The organism is Trichococcus shcherbakoviae (assembly GCF_963666195.1).
Classification (GTDB): Bacteria; Bacillota; Bacilli; order Lactobacillales; family Aerococcaceae; genus Trichococcus; species Trichococcus shcherbakoviae.
In genome coordinates this window covers 2,375,063-2,393,793 of record NZ_OY762653.1, presented here as the reverse complement: position 1 = coordinate 2,393,793, position 18,731 = coordinate 2,375,063, and the positions used below count along the sequence as shown (strand labels likewise).

At 44.5% G+C, this 18,731-nt stretch carries 15 protein-coding genes, 1 tRNA gene and 1 pseudogene; 7 read left to right on the top strand and 10 right to left on the bottom strand.

What is annotated here, in order from left to right; all coding sequences use genetic code 11:
* Positions 1 to 66 precede the first annotated feature (66 nt).
* Together ACKPBX_RS11400 and ACKPBX_RS11395 are read left to right on the top strand one after the other, a co-directional pair.
* Positions 67 to 1,263 (top strand): hypothetical protein, encoded by a 1,197-nt coding sequence (locus tag ACKPBX_RS11400; protein WP_319995436.1) that lies wholly within the window; start codon positions 67 to 69, stop codon positions 1,261 to 1,263.
* A 2-nt stretch (positions 1,264 to 1,265) separates the two neighbouring features.
* Positions 1,266 to 2,480 carry a hypothetical protein gene (locus ACKPBX_RS11395; protein ID WP_319995435.1) on the top strand — a complete coding sequence of 405 codons (1,215 nt, stop codon included), beginning with the start codon at positions 1,266 to 1,268 and terminating at the stop codon, positions 2,478 to 2,480.
* 78 nt (positions 2,481 to 2,558) lie between these two features.
* On the opposite strand, the pseudogene ACKPBX_RS11390 reads toward ACKPBX_RS11395, so the two are convergent.
* The 3 genes and pseudogenes from ACKPBX_RS11390 to ACKPBX_RS11380 all read right to left on the bottom strand — a co-directional run.
* Positions 2,559 to 2,742: pseudogene (locus tag ACKPBX_RS11390) on the bottom strand (family 1 glycosylhydrolase); the annotation flags it as partial.
* Between the two features lie 198 nt (positions 2,743 to 2,940).
* Positions 2,941 to 4,230, bottom strand: a complete 1,290-nt coding sequence (locus ACKPBX_RS11385; protein WP_319995434.1) for a hypothetical protein — start codon at positions 4,228 to 4,230, stop codon at positions 2,941 to 2,943.
* 27 nt (positions 4,231 to 4,257) lie between these two features.
* Complete coding sequence (locus ACKPBX_RS11380; protein WP_319995433.1) at positions 4,258 to 4,995, bottom strand: DUF6577 family protein; 738 nt, start codon at positions 4,993 to 4,995, stop codon at positions 4,258 to 4,260.
* Positions 4,996 to 5,631: 636 nt separating this feature from the next.
* Between ACKPBX_RS11380 and ACKPBX_RS11375 the strand changes: the two genes are divergently transcribed.
* The 3 genes from ACKPBX_RS11375 (at position 5,632) to ACKPBX_RS11365 (ending at position 7,676) form a co-directional block, all read left to right on the top strand.
* Entirely contained in the window at positions 5,632 to 6,876 is a 1,245-nt protein-coding gene (locus tag ACKPBX_RS11375) for an aminopeptidase (protein WP_319995432.1), read from the top strand.
* 346 nt (positions 6,877 to 7,222) lie between these two features.
* On the top strand, positions 7,223 to 7,489 hold the full coding sequence (locus tag ACKPBX_RS11370; RefSeq protein ID WP_119092618.1) for a hypothetical protein: 267 nt from the start codon (positions 7,223 to 7,225) through the stop codon (positions 7,487 to 7,489).
* Between the two features lie 114 nt (positions 7,490 to 7,603).
* Positions 7,604 to 7,676 (top strand) — tRNA-Arg (locus tag ACKPBX_RS11365).
* A gap of 81 nt (positions 7,677 to 7,757) precedes the next feature.
* Here ACKPBX_RS11365 and ACKPBX_RS11360 read toward each other — a convergent pair.
* From ACKPBX_RS11360 to ACKPBX_RS11340, 5 genes are all read right to left on the bottom strand, one after another.
* Positions 7,758 to 8,333, bottom strand: coding sequence for an NADPH-dependent F420 reductase (locus tag ACKPBX_RS11360; protein WP_119092619.1), 576 nt, complete (start codon positions 8,331 to 8,333; stop codon positions 7,758 to 7,760).
* Between the two features lie 218 nt (positions 8,334 to 8,551).
* On the bottom strand, positions 8,552 to 9,457 hold the full coding sequence (locus ACKPBX_RS11355) for a helix-turn-helix domain-containing protein (protein ID WP_319995431.1): 906 nt from the start codon (positions 9,455 to 9,457) through the stop codon (positions 8,552 to 8,554).
* A gap of 286 nt (positions 9,458 to 9,743) precedes the next feature.
* On the bottom strand, positions 9,744 to 11,342 hold the full coding sequence (locus ACKPBX_RS11350; protein WP_319995163.1) for an IS1634 family transposase: 1,599 nt from the start codon (positions 11,340 to 11,342) through the stop codon (positions 9,744 to 9,746).
* Positions 11,343 to 12,381: 1,039 nt separating this feature from the next.
* Positions 12,382 to 13,413, bottom strand: coding sequence for a GMP reductase (locus ACKPBX_RS11345; protein ID WP_319995430.1), 1,032 nt, complete (start codon positions 13,411 to 13,413; stop codon positions 12,382 to 12,384).
* Positions 13,414 to 13,638: 225 nt separating this feature from the next.
* Positions 13,639 to 14,511 (bottom strand): LysR substrate-binding domain-containing protein, encoded by an 873-nt coding sequence (locus ACKPBX_RS11340; RefSeq protein WP_319995429.1) that lies wholly within the window; start codon positions 14,509 to 14,511, stop codon positions 13,639 to 13,641.
* Positions 14,512 to 14,631: 120 nt separating this feature from the next.
* Between ACKPBX_RS11340 and ACKPBX_RS11335 the strand changes: the two genes are divergently transcribed.
* Complete coding sequence (locus tag ACKPBX_RS11335; protein WP_319995428.1) at positions 14,632 to 15,690, top strand: YeiH family protein; 1,059 nt, start codon at positions 14,632 to 14,634, stop codon at positions 15,688 to 15,690.
* Positions 15,691 to 15,936: 246 nt separating this feature from the next.
* Here ACKPBX_RS11335 and ACKPBX_RS11330 read toward each other — a convergent pair whose 3' ends face one another.
* Both ACKPBX_RS11330 and ACKPBX_RS11325 read right to left on the bottom strand, forming a co-directional pair.
* Positions 15,937 to 17,208: a glycoside hydrolase family 16 protein gene (locus ACKPBX_RS11330; RefSeq protein WP_319995427.1), complete on the bottom strand. Its 1,272-nt coding sequence runs from the start codon at positions 17,206 to 17,208 to the stop codon at positions 15,937 to 15,939.
* Positions 17,205 to 17,669 carry a hypothetical protein gene (locus tag ACKPBX_RS11325; protein WP_319995426.1) on the bottom strand — a complete coding sequence of 155 codons (465 nt, stop codon included), beginning with the start codon at positions 17,667 to 17,669 and terminating at the stop codon, positions 17,205 to 17,207. The genes ACKPBX_RS11330 and ACKPBX_RS11325 overlap by 4 nt, the downstream gene beginning before the upstream one ends.
* Before the next feature lie 199 nt (positions 17,670 to 17,868).
* Here ACKPBX_RS11325 and ACKPBX_RS11320 point away from each other — a divergent pair, with 199 nt between their 5' ends.
* Positions 17,869 to 18,726, top strand: a complete 858-nt coding sequence (locus tag ACKPBX_RS11320) for a TSUP family transporter (protein ID WP_319995425.1) — start codon at positions 17,869 to 17,871, stop codon at positions 18,724 to 18,726.
* The last annotated feature ends 5 nt before the right edge of the window (positions 18,727 to 18,731 follow it).

Sequence of the window (18,731 nt, the reverse complement as noted above, 5' to 3'; positions counted from 1 at the left end):
TTGTAAATATAGGATTTTATCAACTAAACAAAAAAATTATGCTGACAGTAAAGATTGGGGGAAAATATGAATATTATTAGTAAATTATACGATAACAGGTCTGGTTGCTATTCAGTAATGACCGAAATGACCATACAGAATTATTTAGAATTGGTGGATAATGTTTATCGAGAACAAGGAAATATTTCAGGTCAAAGGGCAGCTATTAGAACAAAATCAGGAAAAAAAATACGCGATCGAATGGTTGATGACATAATAAAAGGTGCAGTACTCCCCCCCTTAGTATTAGGCGTGATATCAAAACAATCAGAAAATGATGCACAAGTAACTAACTTTCTTATGAAAAGCAGCAAAGAATACAAAAATATGCTTTCTTTGATCGATGGAATGCAACGGACCACAGCATTTAAAGAAGCTGTTCAAAAACTTAAGGAAATAGGCGATAATCAAAAATTGAAGGACTTTTTCGAAAGAAAAATACGTGTTGAATTTTGGGTTGCTAAAAATACTAACAATCTCTTATATCGTATGTTGGTCCTTAATACTGGACAAATGCCTTGGAACTTGCGTAGACAAGTAGAAATAATTTATTCATCTTTAATTAACGATATTTCAGAAAATATACCGGGTATTGAATTAATCAAACAAGATGAGAACAGCAAGCGATCAAGAGCTGGGCAATTTCCCGCAGATAAAGTAATCGAAATGTTTCTGTGCTTTGCAGCTAGATCTGAAAACATTGACACAAAAGACTCAGTTACAGATGAATTTGCTCGATTGGATGTAATTGAAGCTTCATCATTTTTTGAATTTAATAAATTCTTTTATGAAACTCTAGAATTACTAGTAAAATTTGATCAATTAATTTTTTCATATAAAGGAAGTACTAAACACGATAAAGAAAAATTCAGAGATGGCAAAGACTTATTTACTAGTCAACCTGCAAGAATTGGCTTTGTAACTTCAATAAGTAAGTATGTCTTTGGCCTCCCGGGATCTAAGCAAAATGATAGTGTATACGAGGATAGAATGTTGGTAGTAAAGAAAAAATACCAGCAACTATTCGAATACCTCGATGCTCCCAACATTAATCTATTGGATGAATTTCTTGAATTTGACACGCTAAATGAAAAACTAGATGTTGTAACTAGTAAAATAGGCGATTTCGAAAGAAAATTTTTCACAAATGCTTTTGGAACTATTTTCCACAACGATTTCTCTTTTGATGAACCTACTTTAGCAGTTTGTTGGAGAGCAGCGTAATTATGAAAATCCACAAGAATGAACGAAGCTATGACAATAGAAAAAAGTATGTTTTAAATGAACTAACATCTCTTTACAACTATCTGGAAGAAAAACCCAATAATGTAAAACATAGTATTGGAATTCATTCAAGTGATGAACCCGATAAGACAAATTTCAAATTCATAGAGAGCGAAGTAATTAACGAAAGGGTAACTTCATTTATATTCAGAAATGAAACCAATATTGATATTCTTAATATTGGATTCTTCGGTTTATCAGAATCTGAAATGAACAAGCTTGACGAGGCTTTTCAAAAGGATAATCTTTTTTTATCTGCATCAAGAGGATCTAAAAATTTTAACATTTATCTTCAAACTCTTTGTGATTTAGAATTATCTCCCATTCAAACTGCCAATCCAATGGAACTATACGATAAAATTCTATATCCATCAGATGAAGATATAGAATTTGAGGATATTATTTATTTTTTTGGTGATTTTTATTTTTTAACACTAAACCTCTCCTTGGTCGACTGCACAAAATTGGAAAATGAGATATCACGAATATCTTCATATGTATTCATAAAATCCAATATACTTATTTCCTTACCGTTTAATGAACATATTTTAAGTAGCCTATTAGAACTTACTAAAGAGTTAATCCATATAAATTATTATCATCTCTTAGAAGGTATAGTATCACCTACTTGGGGAGACTCTTTTTTTAAATTTTATAAAATTATCGAGAGTTTATATCCAATTTATTATTATAGAAAACTCTACTCAGATATAAAACCTGCAAGTAATAATATTGTCTATTTGTCGTATTTACTTGAAAAGAATGTAAAAGTTAAACCAAATGAGGAAGATTCAATAAAAAATGCCTTTGAATTTTATAAAGGAAGTAATGAACTTCCACCTGAGCTATTCAAAATTTTTAATGTTAGTAATTCTTCATATTCATCTTTAGCAACGCATATGTATCGTTTGAGAAATTCATATGTTCACGGTAGATGGATATTTGATCCGAAAAATTTAGAAATCATTTCTGATATTGGTGAAGTTAGTTTTGAAGAAGCAAATAGAAAGACTGATACTGCCCATATATATAAAAATATTACTAAAAAAGATTGGCAATTAATAGTAACTGAAATGTTAAAAATGATTATTTTCTTCTTAAACGATGCTATAGAAAATGATTTTATTGAAAAAGTATTAGCAATTGAAGCAAAATAAAAAATACATATTTTGTACTAAACAGAGTACTCAAAAACCCAGCTTCCCAACTATTCGGGATTCTGGGTTTAACTATTGTTACCTTAAGTCTTCCCCATTCGTGGCGATGACTTAGGGTAACAATGGAAGGAGTCTTTGCGTTTGCGCTGGAGCGCGCCTTCGCCGGCGTTATTTTTGTCGACGTAGATCAGGCCGTAGCGTTTGTCCATTTCACCGGTGTAGGCGGAGACGATGTCGATTTCGGGGCCCACATGGTGTAGCCTAGATGGTAGGCATCGTGGACTTCGTCGTCTTCGAGTTTGTCGTAGGCACCGTAGCCGTTAAACATGCTAACAAATGTAAATATGCAAAAAAAGAACTGTTCAAAACCAGAATACACTATTCTGATTTTGAAAACAGTCCTTTGAATCGTAAAAATCACGTCAATTTTTTAATGGGAATTGACAAACTCCAACTGTATCTAAAGTATATCATTTTCCGAGATGTCTGCAATAGCAATTTGAATTTTGTCAAAACTTTTTCTGAATTGAACATCGGTCTTGGAAAAGACGATACTGGCATCTTCTTTTAACTTAGTTTTACTGTAACCATCATCGCGTTTTTTCTGAGAAAACAATTCAATCATGATTTTCGGATCCTGTCGTTTGAATACGAGATATTTTATCGGAATATGCTGGGTGAATTTAGGCAAGTCTCCTTTTTCATTAAATGTAAAGTCATTCTCGTCACCGAAAAAGGACGTACCGATCAACTGAACACCTAACCCAAGCCCCCTAGAAGTAAACACGCAATTATAATAAATGTATATAACCAGGTAATCAGGTAGCATTGCACGAAGGATTCCATAGTATTTGTCTTTGTCTTTGATGTTGGAATCGTTTATTAGCTTTATCGCTCGATGGAACAGTCTAAAAAAATCGCCATTGTTATCCATGTTTTTAGCAAACATTTTGTTATCAATGATTTGAAAAGCGTGTTCAAATCGGATTGGTCTGTTCAAAAGTTCATTCTCTTTATAATGATGCTTTAGCAGTTCCATCACACCTATATTTCCGAGTGTTTCAAACTCTTTTTGGTTAAATGTTGCTTTTCTCTTTAGAGAAATGGACGCACTCAGAGCATTTGATATTTGAGGATTACTCAAAAACTTCCAATAATCCTCTTTGTTATCAGAAGCAGTTAACTGTTTTACTTTTTCACGCAAAGTGTCGTCTACACCGCTCTGATTCAGCATACCATTTATTTCAACTTTGTTAAGATGGAATATTCCCATCAATTTGAATGCTTTGTGAACATCAACACTCTTGTGATAAGGCTTGTCATCTAGAGATTCTTTTATGGTGTTAACAAAATCGATTATGTCCTTTTCAGTGATGGATTTGCTTTTTTCAATTATCATGTCCAAGAGTTTAAAGAAAGTATTCACCACTCTATCATCATCGCGATGTAGTTTGTCTTTGTTTGAATTAACTCGATAGGTGATAAGTGTAAATGCAAGTGCAGCCAGCGAAATAATTTCGTTTGGTTCAAAATTTGTGTTAAAAAACGAGAATACAGGTTCAAAGTATTTGGCGTTGGAACCCAACTTGTTGGTTATCGCGTTTACATAATCCACAGCTATGAGCGACGCAATGGATGTACATGCTAGAAACAGGACAAGTTTATTTTTGTAGACAATAGATGACTTCGCCAGAAAAGAACAACCCGCAACAATTAAAAACATAATGTAAAACAAAAATTTGATTTTCAATATAAATCACCTCGCCTCTTCCATCTGTCAAATTATCTCTTTTTCCATTAGGCCAAAGAGAATTAACTTCTTTTCAACATGCCTTTTCTTAGCGTACCGTAGGATGGTTGAGTAGTTTAAGTTGTATTTATCCTGGGCGTTGGTGATGATTTTTTTTACTTCGGATGCGCCTATCGGTAAAATCATGGGATCGTTTATTATAATGTCGACCAATAATTGTTCCAGCTTCGGGATATGGTAATTCTCATTTATTCGATTCAGGGGGGCATCCACATATAGCCTCTTGAGGATAATGTTTTCTTCTTGCGGCGAAATATAGAGATCATAAAATTTTTCGTCCGGATTGAGATAAACATTCCGATATTGCTGCTTCAGGAAGTGAAAAACAGATTTCAGAGCATCGATATCAACTTCGAGGATCACATTTTTGGACAGGTAAATGTGATCTGCCAAATCATTCAACCATTCAGTCGGGTAAACAGAAAAATTAGCATAAGGATACTTTTCTTGGATCATTTCGGCCAATTCAGTCATTCTCTTCGTTTGCTCTGGCTGAAATGCCTGCTTTTCAGGCAAGACGAATTGTCCTCTACTCGGGCTATAGAGGACATTATTTTGCTTCAATTGATAAATACGCCAACGCAAGGTGTTAACTTTTATATCCGGTTCAAAAGTCTGGTAAAATTCCAAAAGCTGTTGAGTCGATACAGGTTGATTGTTTTTAAGAAAAATTTCCAGTTCGCTTATCATCAATTTTGAAGTCATAATCTGTCCTCTCTTTATCAAATAAACGTGTCGAAAAAGGATAATGACCCGTTTGTTTGATTTTATTATAACTAACCAAGCGGCATAAAACAACAAAATGACCCGATTGTTGGGTTGCAGGGCTGGGGGCTGGGTTTCTCCGGTGAACGCTCTCTCACCGGAGTTGGGATTCCGGTGATATGCTCTGCTCCTGCGAGAGAATGCTGGCCGGAGCTGGGAGTGTGGGCAGCGCCCTCTTCTACGGCGAGCGGATCCTCGTCGGAGGTGACGGCCCATGATGAACGCCAGCTCCGGCTAAGCCAATGCTCATCGGAGGAGCGAGGTCTGGCACCCTTCGCCGGCAGCCGCCTGTTCCCTTTGCCAATTTGCTCATTCTCACAAAAATCTATTGCATTCTTGTGTGGCATATGAGAATATAGTACATGTAATCGATTTTATATCAATTACAGGAGCCCTTGTGGTTCCAGCTTCTGTTTAATCCCCCCAAGGTTAAATAGACAAAGCTCAGCTTCGGCTGAGTTTTTTTGCGTTCCGGGGTCAATTTTGCACAAATGCACGAGAGAATTATCTATTCTCTAGAGGTAAGTTGTGCTATGATAGTGCCATTACGTTTATATGCTTAGGAGTGAATACACAATGGTATTACCGAATTTTGAGGAAAATCTACAAAAATACGCCAAATTGTTGGTTTCGAAAGGGATCAACGTTCAAAAAGGCCACACAATCGTCATCACTGTCGACGTCGAGCAGGCACCGTTCGCGCGTCTGTTGACCAAGGAAGCCTACGCGCTGGGCGCCGAGGAAGTCATCGTCAAGTGGACCGACGATTTCGTCACCCGCGAAACGTATCTGCATACGTCCGAGGAGAGAATGACGAATATCCCGCAATACAAAGTCGATGAAAGTCTCGACATGATCGAAAAGAAAGCGAGCCGCCTTTCTGTCCGCTCGGCCGATCCGGATGCTCTGAACGGCGTCGACGGCAAGAAATTATCTGCTGTGCAAAAAGCGAATAACGTCGCCTTCGATGCGCAACGCACCGCGACCCAAGCCAACAAAGTGAGCTGGACCGTCGCTGCCGCAGCCGGCGCGAAATGGGCGGCGAAAGTCTTCCCTGATCTGGCTACCGAAGAGGAACAAGTCGACGCTTTGTGGAACGAAATCTTCAAAACTTGCCGCGTCTACGAAGCCGACCCGGTTGCTGCCTGGGATGCGCATGAAGCGCGCTTGTTGTCGAAAGCCGACGTTCTGAATGCCGAGCAATTCGACACGCTGCACTACACAGCGCCAAACGGAACCGATTTGACGGTCGGCATGCCAGCCAACCACGTCTGGGAAAGCGCCGGCAGCGTGAACGCGCAGAACGAAAAGTTCATCGCCAACATGCCTACCGAGGAAGTGTTCAGCGCGCCTGATTTCCGCCGCATCGACGGTGTTGTGAAATCGACGAAACCGCTGAGCTACGCCGGCAACATCATCGACGGCATGACCTTCCGCTTCGAGAACGGTCAAGTGACCGAAGTCTCCGCTGAAAAAGGCGAAGAAACGATCCGCCGATTGGTCGAAGAAAACGACGGCGGACGTAGCCTCGGCGAAGTCGCCTTGGTTCCGGATCCGTCTCCGATCTCGCAATCCGGCATCGTCTTCTTCAACACCCTGTTCGACGAAAATGCTTCGAACCACTTGGCGCTGGGCTCCGCTTACGCATCAAGTGTTGTTGGCGGTACTGAAATGACGCAAGAAGAGTTGGCAACAGCCGGCTTGAACCGTTCGACTACGCACGTGGACTTCATGATCGGGTCCGCGGATATGAATATCGATGGAATCCGCAAGGACGGATCGGTTATGCCGATCTTCCGCAATGGGGATTGGGCGTTCTAATTTTATGAGTGTGGCCTCCCGGGGACGGGAGGCTTTTTGTGTTGTTGGGGGCTTTCGCCGGGCTGGCGGCTAGATGGGTGCGTCAGCTCCGACAAGGGTACGCTCCCCGAAGAAAAGCGTGCCACTGATGTCTCACCTCCGGCCAACATTCCCTCATCGAAGGAAAACTTTTACCGGTAACCACACATCCGGCGAGCGACCCTCTCGCCGGAGGTCCCACTGCGATTCAGAAAACGGTTTCTTAATTTTTCCTAGCGCGGCAGTACATTGCTTTTGTTCTGATTTTGGATGGGCTATAATGTGGATAGAGAGTCAGACAAGTCTTCACGAAAGCAGGGTGTTTACCGTGATCGATCGAAAAAAAACGATGGAGCAGCTCGAGGAGGTTTCGCATGCAGTGGAACCGGAAAAGCCGTCCAGCAAGAGTTGGCTGTATATTTTTGGGGCAGTCATATTAATTTTTGGCCTCACCTTCATCTTCCAACAGATGAGTGGCATATCGAACGGTGAAGTCCGGCCTGCCGACATCGAGAGTCTGCAAGCGGAAATCGCTGAGCTTAGGGGTACCGTTTCCGATTTGGAAGCGCGCATTGACGCGTTGGAAAACGAATGAGTTTCGGGCAGCTGATTGGCTGCCCTTTTTATGCTTTCCGCTGACTCCCGGGAATTTTTTCAGATAGGTATGGAAATTGCACGCATTAAGTGATACAATGAATAGTGTTCTGTTGGTCCTATAGCTCAGCGGATAGAGCACTCGTTTCCTAAACGAGGTGTCGGAAGTTCAATTCTTCTTAGGGCCGTCATTTCAAACGCAAAAAGATCGGATATCCTTCGCGGGTATCTGATCTTTTTTGCGTATATTATCAGTGTTGGTTAGATGTTTAATGGAAGATGCCGAAACCACCCGTCCAGCTGATTTTATCGGCAGCAGCGAGCGAAATCTGTAGGAAGCCCATTGCTTCGAGCTCGCGGGCCCGTTTCAGCAAGCCGGCATCGATGAAGGCCAGGCCGCTGCCCTCCAATGCGGCAACCAGTTTATCCTTGGCTTCCTTGTCGTCGGATGCCAACAACACTGTCGTTGGGTGGGCGCCTGCCACTTTCTTCGTCGCAAGTGTGGCGGCGAAATTCGTGTTGAAGGCTTTGACGACAGAAGCATCCGGTATTTCTTTGGCGATCTCAGCTGCGGCTGAGCTGTCGGTCGGCACAACAAGGCTGTCGAATGTCTCAAAATTCAATGGATTGGTGATATCGATGACGATCTTCCCGGCAAACAGGTCGCGATGGGCAGCCAATATTCCGGCAATAGCCGGATACGGAACCGACAGAACCACGATATCCCCAAATTTCTCAATGACTGTATCCTTAGTTATGTACGTTACTTGATTCCCGGCGGCCTCAAAATTTCCCCCTATTGCACTTCCCATGTTCCCTTTGCCAAAAATACTGATTTCAGCCATATTCCATTCCTCCTTCTGGATGTCCAAGCGTTGCGCACTAACTTTTTATAATCATGTACAAACTTATTATAGCTACCTGCCGGGCCGAAAGGAAATTTTTGCTCTTAGACGGTTCTGGTGAATCGAGCGCACAAAAAATCGGCTATCCATTTGATCTGGATAGCCGATTTTTTGTGTTTTCTGAGCAGATGTTATAAAAAATGCTAAGGCGGAGCGCCCTATTCCTGCGGCGAAATCTCTAGCTGAAGCGGGCCTTTGTCTTCAATATCCAAATAATACGAAAGTTCTTTTTCTAATTCGCTTAACAACTTTGTGTCTTCAATCGCGTTCAAGATAGCGTAAGCCTTCTTTATGTACTCGGAGCCTTCATCAATTTTCCCTGTTTTTTGTAAGATGATCCCTTTTCTGGAATAGGCAATTGCTAGTTGATTATATTTTTGATATTTCTTGCATAAAGGAATAACTTTTCCCAAGTAGGCAAGAGCTTCCGGATATTTCTTGTCATCGATCAGTAAAATAGCCAAATTGATATCCACATTGTTCAATAGAACTTCAGCTTCCTTCAGATTCTGGTAAGGTTCTAATTGTTGGATTACTCTTTCACCAATGTTCACGGCTACATCAATCGGGAAAATAAATAAAATGTAGTTTATTAATCGGATATCCAGTAAATACCACCTATCAAACTTTTCCAACCGCTCCCATTTTTTTTTGGCAAACACTTGTGCTTCCTCAACGTTTTGGGTTGTATTTAAAGCAATCAAACTTTCACATGCGTAGTAAAGATTTCTTAACAAATAGTCTTCCTCTTCTTTTAAATACGCAAGAATCTCATTTTTAAGCAATTGCAAATCATCATGGTGATTATACTTCAATGAGAAAAATTCATTGATCAGCTTTTCTTTTATGGTCAAACTTTCTTTATTCAATATGTAACGGAGCTCCTCCACTGATATATTCAGTTTTTCAAGGATCGCCAACCATTTTCGAAAAGTAGGTTCTATTTCATTTCTCTCTATTTTAGAATAGGCAGATTGCCCCATAATGCCTTCTGCGACATACTGTTGAGAATAACCTCTATCTATCCTGATTTCTTTAAAAACATCTCCGAAATCTTTTTTCACAGGCATCTTCTTCCTTGTTTTTAAAAGTATTATACGACTAATTGGATCAAATTGCATTTATCTACTTTATAATGTAACTATCAAGGAAAATATTTTTTTAGAAAAGGGGTAGCTATCATGAAAAAGTTTATTGTTTTGTCCTTAGTCCTAGGAGTACTGGGTAGCAGTAGTTTCATTTTAAAGGATTTAACTACCGCTGACAACCTATCCAGCAAAGATATTCAGCATGAACAAGTGGCAAAAGCGCCAGCAAAATATTCCACTAATATCCTAGATTCCCAAAAAATTATAACGTGGTCGGGGGCACAACACCTAAGGTGTTATATAATTGCGACTGCTTCTTCGTAATCTCACCCACTCGCACTGCACTGCCTGGATTTTCAAATGCCTCAATGACATCCAATTCGTCCAGTAATTCCTGCATCGTATAATTTTTATACAGCCCTTTTTCGGACATCTGCTTTTTGATGTACGATAAATAGATCAATGCAATAAACTGCACGAATAATTTTCCTTCAAGCGAACTTTCTGATGAAACGGCTGTGCGCCGTAAATTCAACCGCTCTTTAAGATTTCCAAAGGCTTTCTCAACGATGTCTTTGTTACGGTACAAATCTAAAGCGGCGATGGGATCCTTGATTTCATTGCTGATGAGGGCAAAGAATCCGTAGTCTTTTTCCGCTTGGGTAATGGCTTTTTGTTTTGGGGTTACCTTTGTCCCGCGTTTTGGTGTTGAAGTGATTTCGAAGTATTTAGCGTACTGCTTTTCGTGTTCTGCTTTGCGGTTCCCGGAAACTAGTTCTGCTTCGAGCCGATCAAGAAGCGCATTGAAACGGTTCTCGTGCTCCAGTGCTTTTTCACCGCTAAAATAAAGATGCAGGTACATCCGCCGTTTCCCTTCAATCACATCGCCTTTGTACGGGCGTTTCTGTGAATACTCCCAGTCTATCGTTGCAGTATGGCTGTAAAGTTGGTAGCTGGCATTGTAATTAGCGCGTGTGCGGATGTTATCTCGAACCTTGTTCAGTTCTTCCTGCACGTATTTCAGGGATACTTTTGTGGCCATCAAAAATTTCAAATGATTTTGGTACAAGGCATCGATATTTTCCTTGCTGTAAAACCCTCGGTCCATTACGAGTTTGACCTTGCTAAAACCAAGATTGCCTAGATCGGCAAGCAAGTGCTTCACTGTTTTGACATCGCTTATATTGCCTGCTAACTTGCGGTAGTAAAACGGTAAGCCAGATTCTTCACCAAACAACAAAGCAAGATTGATCTGCGCAAGCGGATCGTGGTCCTTGTTGATACCGTATTTGACTTGCTTAAGAGACTCTGAATAGGAGGAAACACTGGTAGTATCATAAGCCCAATATTCATTCTCCGTCCGTCGCTTAGCCTGCAGGCTGAAAAAACGATTTTTAGCTTCTTCCGTAACCGAGGCAAACAGATCGCTGCTTCTTTGCGAGGGAATACAGCTGCCGTAAGGATGGGAATGGGTGCGATCCCACTTTGGAAAACGAAGCATCGTATTGCGATCTTCCAAAATCAAGAAGTAGGCAATCGAGAGTATCTGCTTATAGCTTTCAGGAAAGCAAGCTTTTAGATCGGCTGTAACACCAAGCAGTTCTCCGATTTTGTCAAACAGATAGGTCGCTCCGTAGAAGCTTCGTTTCATGACGGTGGATGGTACCGGCCCTTGCTTTGCAGGTGCTAATGCCGGCGGCATAGCCAATCGCTTAGAGGGAACCAGGTTCCCAGCTTCGTCCAGTTTTCCTATGCAGACACGCTTGCTGCGCGACTGTTTCTTTTCTTTATCCCAATAGTTGGTTGATTCGTAAACATAGGTAGTGCCGTTCTTCTTGTTGGTTACATATACTAAACTCATAAAATCACGCCTTTCCACGTTATAATTATAACGTGGAAAGTGCGGAAATTCAATAGGAATAGCCAGAAAATTCCTTTTATATCAATGTTTTTTGCATTCCTCGTTATAATTTACACTGGAATGAAGGTAATATGCTTTGGTTTATAGGATAAGGAGCATATACGCATGCCAGGCTGATCGATGACCGTTTCTCTATGCTCGTTGTTTCAACACTAGCATCTCTGGACTTCCTGTAAAAAGGAAAAACAGGCTAGGACGCGTGTCCTAACCTGCAGACTGCCTGAAGCAGTTCATTCATCCACTTGTTTTCCCGACAAACCCATAAAATAAATCACCTTATTCATTTGTAGCGAGGAATTTCATCATTGAGTGAGGATGAGTCATTTTTGAAAAAAAAAATTAATTTAAATGAAGGTTTTTAAAACGGAGTAAAGGTATATTATCTATGGGTGAACCAAGGAACGTGCATGTGACTGCCTCATAGTTAATTGGCCGATACAATCTACCCCCAGCAAGTGTTTTTCCGACAGTGACGACCGTTACCAGCGCTTCATCCTTGTCGATTATCAAACATTTGTTGTATTCCCAACAAAGGATTTCCTTTGTTGAACTCAGTATAGCACCGTTCTTTTTGGTTTTCCATTCCCTGGTAAAATGTAAAAAACCGTGCTTTTACAAAACTTTATTTACACAACATACAATTAAAATATTTTTAATATGTTGAAATTAAATGTTTCTTTTGCAATTCAGCTAGGTTTTTAATGGATTTATCATTGTTTTCAATATGTGCTATGTTGACATTTGCATATTAAAAAAGTTGGTTTACCGTTATAAAAACTTTAGAAATACAAAATTGTATTTCTCTGTTTCTTTTATATTTTGAAGCAAAAGCGCATTCGCGTTTTTTTTCTGTTCTGCTAAATATAAAATTATAAACTGAATTTTTGCTTTCAAAAAAAAGAGACCCTTACGCTTTCGTGTAAGGGCCTCTTTCTGTCTGCATCCTGAAACGTTTGTTTCCAGGAATATTTGTGTGATTTTAAAGGATCGTGTCGCCTTCGCCATATGAGCTGCGTCCGGCTTCGATGATGCCTTGGTTGCTGTCGCCGTTGTAGATGGAGTTTTTGACCAATACATAATCACACTTACGGATAGCAGAAATATCTCTTCCGCCCGCATAGGAGATCGAGGATTGCAGATCTTCGCGCATTTCGTTCAATGTGTCTGCGATCGTACCGCGGTAAGGCGTCAAGATCTTCTTGCCTTCAACGTTTTTGCGTTGGCCTTTTTGGTATTCGGAAGCACTGCCGAAGTACTCTTTGTACAAGCGGCCGTTGATTTCCTTCGTTTCGCCAGGTGACTCATCGTGTCCGGCCAATAACGAGCCGACCATGACCATTGTCGCACCGAAACGGATCGATTTGGCGATGTCTCCGTTTGTGCGGACCCCGCCGTCAGCGATGATCGGTTTGCTTGCTGCTTTCGAGCACCAGCTTACCGCCGCCAACTGCCAGCCGCCTGTACCGAAACCAGTCTTGATTTTGGTCGTGCAGACTTTACCAGGTCCGATTCCCACTTTTGTAGCATCGGCTCCGGCGTTTTCCAATTCACGGACGCCTTCAGGAGTGCCCACATTACCGGCAATCAGGAATGTTTCCGGCATCACTGCTTTGACGTGTTTGATCATACGGATGACTTCATCGGAATGACCATGCGCCACGTCGATTGTTGTATATTCAGGAACGGCTTTTTTAGCCGCCAATTCATTTACGAAATCGAATTCTGCTTCTTTGATCCCCAAACTGATGGAAGCAAACAAACCTTTTTCATGCATGTGTTGGATGAACGGCAAACGGCTCGCTTCATCAAAACGGTGCATGATGTAGAAATAACCTTCCCGTGCTAACTTTTCAGCAAGTTCTTCGTCCAGGATAGTCTGCATATTCGCAGGCACCACCGGCAATTTGAACGTGCGGCCACCTAGTACGACAGTTGTGTCGCATTCAGAACGGCTTTGAACAACACTCTTGTTCGGAATTAATTGTACGTCTTCATAGTCAAAAATTTTCATTTACTATTTCCCTCTTTCTGTTAGTGCACAATCCTTTTGGGAATCGCTTTACACAGACACGGACGTGAAGGCAAAAAATGTCTTCTATCGTAAAGTCCCTATAGTAAGTTACACTACTGCCACAGGTTTGTCAAAGATTAATTGGTGATGAAACGTTCGGATTTCTTATCCGCGTCACGAAAAGCCGACAGATGGCGCATCCCAGCAAAGTTCAGTGCATCCCCATCAACGATAAAAAGACAACAGTTCCTGGAGCGGCCCGCGATCACGGAATTCCTTCAGATGGACGACATGAAACGGATGCTTCACAGCGAAGCGCCGGATCGGAATCTCCTTCAGCGTCCCCTCCTCCAACTCCTTTTCGACCGAGATGCGGTAGAGGAAGGCAATGCCGCGGTTCTTCGCCACCAACTGCTTGATTGGGCCGATGCCGCCGACGATGGTCGCCCGCCCGAAGCTGCTGAGGTTCGCCCCTTCTTTCAGGAGGGCATTTTCCAGTATCCGCCGCGAACCGGAACCTTCCTCGCGGACAAACAGGTGCTCGCTGAAGAGCGCCGACAAGTCCTGTTCGCTGCGCCACAACGGGCTGACAGCCGCACAGACACCGATGAACGGCTCATCGGACAGCTTCTGGAAGCCGAACTGGCTCTGGTTGAAGTCGCCTTCGATCAGCGCGAAATCGATTTTCCCCTTCTGGATCAAACCAGTCAGCGTGGCCGTATTGTCAACGATCATCGACAAATGATGGCGCGGATGCTGCTCCAGATAGCGCCCAATCAGTCCCGGCATGACGTACTCACCAATCGTCAGCGTCGCCCCGAAAGACAGCGTAGGCGCATCATCCTGCTGCAGCAGATGCGTGCGGATCCGCGCCACATCGCGGTTCAGCAGCGACAACTGTTCCTCCAGATAGCGCCCCTTTTCGGTGACCAGCAGCTGCTTGCCTTCAAAGCGGAACAGCTGGACGCCTAGCTCCTCCTGCAAATGCTGGATGTGCTGGGTGACGGCCGGTTGGGTGATGTTCAATTTCTTGGCTGCTTTCGTGTAGCTGCCCTCCTCGATCAGCGTGAGAAAGGTCTTGTAGCGGTAATCCAACATGAGCTGCGCCTCCCATTATTTTTGCTTATACCTGCATAATAAATCATTATTTTTATTTATGCAAAAAGTCGGGTAAAATGGGTTACTGTAATGGAACATTTAAGGAGGTTATTCGCACTCATGAAAATAAATGCAATCAAAAAAGAACTGGATGGGATACTGCCCGGCCTCGCCGCCAGCATCGCCATCTCATTGGTCAGCCAATTTTTCGCCCGCTTCCTGCCGACGCTCGGTGCAGCGCTCATCGCCATCCTGTTGGGGATGCTTTTGGGCAATACGCTTTTGAACCGGCCTGGATTGAGCCAAGGAACGAAATTTTCTGAAAAACGGCTTTTGGAATACGCCATTGTGCTGAACGGACTGATTTTGGATTTCCAGGTACTGAAATCAGCCGGACTGAAAGGCTTCGTCTTCATCATCCTGCAGATGTCCCTGACGATTTTCGTCACCTACAATCTCGGCAAATACTTCGGCTTCGGCAAACGCTTCTCGCTGCTGATGGGCGCCGGCAACGCAGTCTGCGGCTCCTCTGCCATCGGAACCGTCTCGCCGATCGTCCAAGCCGACAACAAGGAAAAAGGCATCTCGATCACGATCGTCAACTTGACTGGAACCGCGCTGATGGTCCTTCTGCCGGTCCTGGGCGCCGTCCTCTACGGCAGCGACACGCTCCGGACATCCGCTCTGATCGGCGGCACCGTCCAATCCGTCGGCCAAGTCGTCGCCGCCGCCAAACTCGTCAATGACGACGTCGTTACCCTGGCGACCGTCTTCAAGCTGATGCGCGTACTCCTGATCATCGGCGTCGCCGTCTTGTACGGGCGCATAAACACGGATGAAGGAATGCCGTTGTTCACGCGCAAAAAACACGCGGAATCGGCTGACGGAGCGGGAGCGTCCTCCAGCCCGGCCGCCGTCTCCTACGGCGTGCCGTGGTTCCTGACCGGATTCGTCGTCTTCTTCCTGATCCGCAGCTTCATCGGTGTCCCCGACAGCGTCCTAGCCGCCTCAAAAGCGATCAGCACCCAATTCGAAGTCGCCGCCCTCGCCGCAATCGGCATGCGCGTCAAATTCGCCGACATCATCAAAGAAGGCCCCAAAGCCATGCTGTACGGCTTGACCGTTGGTTCGGTGCAAGTTTTGATGGCCGTGGTGTTGATACGGGTGTTTTTCGGGTAACAGCATCAAAAAGCATCGGTTCCTGCGGGAGCCGATGCTTTTTTCTTTGCTGTTGCGCGATTTGTCGGGTGTTTCGCGGTTTCCGGTATCCGAACAGTCGACACCTGCGCAATCTCTCGAGTATCTGAGTCACCGGCCTGGGCTAACGCCCGACAGAAGAGCAATCTGTCGGGTGTTTTGTGGTTTTCGGTAATCCTTCAGTCGACAGTCTGGCTAGAGCTCGGGTAAATGAGTCACCGTCCTGGGCTAACGCCCGACAGAAGAGCAATCTGGCTGGTGTTTTGTGGTTTCCGGTAATCCTTCAGTCGACAATTTGACTTGTACTGTAGCTTTCCGGTTCCCTATTGCGGCTTCCGGAACGCCGATGATTTCCCCTTCCAATTTGAAAGTACCTGGCTTCTCGAGCTGTTCCAAAATGGCGGGCGTCAGTTCCTGCCGTTTGACCCACTGCTGGGTACCCGTGCCGTCATTGTAACGGAGCGTGACATAGGAAGGAAAGCCGACTAGCTGGCCGTGTTCGACGGCGTATTGGCCAGCATTCAGCGAGAAGACCGCTTCATCTTGGGAGACGATTTTCAGTTCATCGACTTGTTCGTGGTCATCCGGCACCTTTTTCCAGACCTTCATGTAGTCGATCTGGAACACTTTCGGGTAAGGCGCGGCAGGATCGAAAGGCCCTACCCACCAATTCTCTCGTCCCTCGTAGGCGGACAGAATGGAGATCATCGGATAGGCGACCTCGGCCTGGAAGGTCCCGATTTCTTCATCGTCAAAGTAAACGATAAAGCCTTCCGGAGTCCATTCGAAAGTATACAGATGGAATTCATTGCTCAAATCGGCATCGCCTACATCATAAATGAAATGCTGCTCCCTCACTACCGGATCCCGGTGCGCATAAAGCGAAGCCGTGATGACGTTTCCGAAATTCAAGGCATTTTCGAAAACATCCACTTCCACGTCCTGTTCCGGCGTATCCTGGATCCCGACGAGCCACCAGGCGCACATGTTGCCGAAACTGTTCATCATTTTCGCCCGGATTTCGAAGACGCCGTACTGCGTGATGAATCCCATGAGTGGCTCGATGTCGTTGCGGACCTCAAGTCCAGCCTTGAATTCGTGCAGCCCGGTCCGGTTTCCTGTCATCACGCTGGATGTGCGGACGGTGCCGTCGAACTCGGGATTCCACGGCTGCGTATCTTCATTGATGATCAGATTCAGGTTGCCGTCCGCCACCTCGTAGACGGCACGCGCGGCATCCATATCCGGCGTCCAGGAAGCCAGATACTGGTCGTTCCATATGGCTGGGTTGAGCGTATCTTCGTCAAAATTCTCTTCAAAAATCAGGCGATAATCGCCGTTGTATACCGGAACCGCATCCGTTTTATCCCCGTTCGCCATCCCGCGACTCAGCAGGGATTCCATTGCAGAATACAAAGATGAAAAATCCACATGGAGGAAACCGAAAAAGATTGCCGCAACGACAATACAGCCAATCAGGATTTTCGTTGTTCTTTTCACAGTACCTCATCTTCTCTCGTAGGATACACACTTTCATTCCGAGCGATCGTCTGGTTCAGGTGATCGACCACATAAGCCAGTCCGTCCAGCGTGAGGTAAGTAATGTCCGTTCCTTCCCCACTGATCCGGAGCGCTTCATCCTCCCCGTCAAAGGCGACTGTCATCGACCGGTCCTCCAGCTGATTCCCTGTGAACTCGCGGAAATGGTACTGTGCCACATATTGTTTGCTCGCAAAAATCGCGAAATAAGGATCGGCCAAATGGGTGCTGGCTATGCTTGTGTCGGCTTCTGCAGATTCTTCACTGTTGCTTCCCACGGTTGACTCAATTGGTTCACTTTGGCTGCTTGCGGCGACACTGAGTGATTCATCCGATGCAGTTCCTTCATCCACCAGTCCGCAGGCGGCGGAAAATACGGCGATTGCCGTCATAGTCCCTATTAAAGTTATTTTTCTTTTCATTAAAAAAAACTCCTTCCACCAGGCAAAAGGTTCATTCCGTTGTTCTGATTTTCGTTTCCTTGTGTCCATTATACCCCGGAATAATTGTCGCCACTATGAAAAGCCCTCCGTAATCATTTAGATAAAAAGGTGGCGAATACGGATGGCCGAATCATGTCTTATCATTTGCATCTGCCGCTCCATTGAGCGCACAATAGAAATGAAGGAACGAATTGTCACTTGCGGGCTTGCAGCAACTATCTTGGTCCTTTTCGTATGTCCTCAAGCAAAGGTTGTGGAAAAAATGATGTACGTGATCGTCTGCCTTGTTGCCCTTGGCGCATCTTTTTTGACCCTTTTTTCCGGATTCGGGCTAAGCACCTTGCTGATGCCGGCATTCGCACTCTTTTTCCCGCTGGAAACGGCCATAGCCATGACGGCGGTCGTCCATCTGGCGAACAATGTCTTTAAGCTGGTGCTTGTGGGACGGAAAGCCGATAAATCGGTACTGTTGAAATTCGCCCTGCCCGGCATCGTTGCGGCTTTCGTGGGCGCGTGGCTGCTGACCTATTTTTCGGAATTGCCGCCGATAGCAAGCTACGCAATCGGCCAGAGGGACTTCCAGATTTCAGTGGTCAAGGTCGTCATCGGGGTCCTGATGATTGGTTTCGCCATAATCGAGTTGCTTCCGCGCTTCGAAAAGCTGGCATTCGCTGAGAAATGGTTGCCGTTGGGCGGCGCCGTCAGCGGCTTCTTCGGCGGTCTGTCCGGTCATCAAGGTGCCCTCCGCTCCGCCTTCCTCAGCAAAGCGGGCCTCGAGAAGGAAGCCTTCATCGCGACCGGCGTTGCCGCGGCCTTCTTGATCGACCTTACCCGGCTTTCCGTTTATGCGAACCATCTGGGCACCATCGGCACGGATGCCGACTGGGCGTTGGTTTCGGCTGCGATTGCTGCCGCCTTTGCGGGCGCATTCGCCGGCTCGCGGCTTCTGGAAAAAGTGACCTTGCGGGCGGTGCAGCTCATCGTGGGCGTCATGCTTGCCTTGGTTGGTGTTTTGCTCGCTGTCGGGCTGATCTGAAGGCA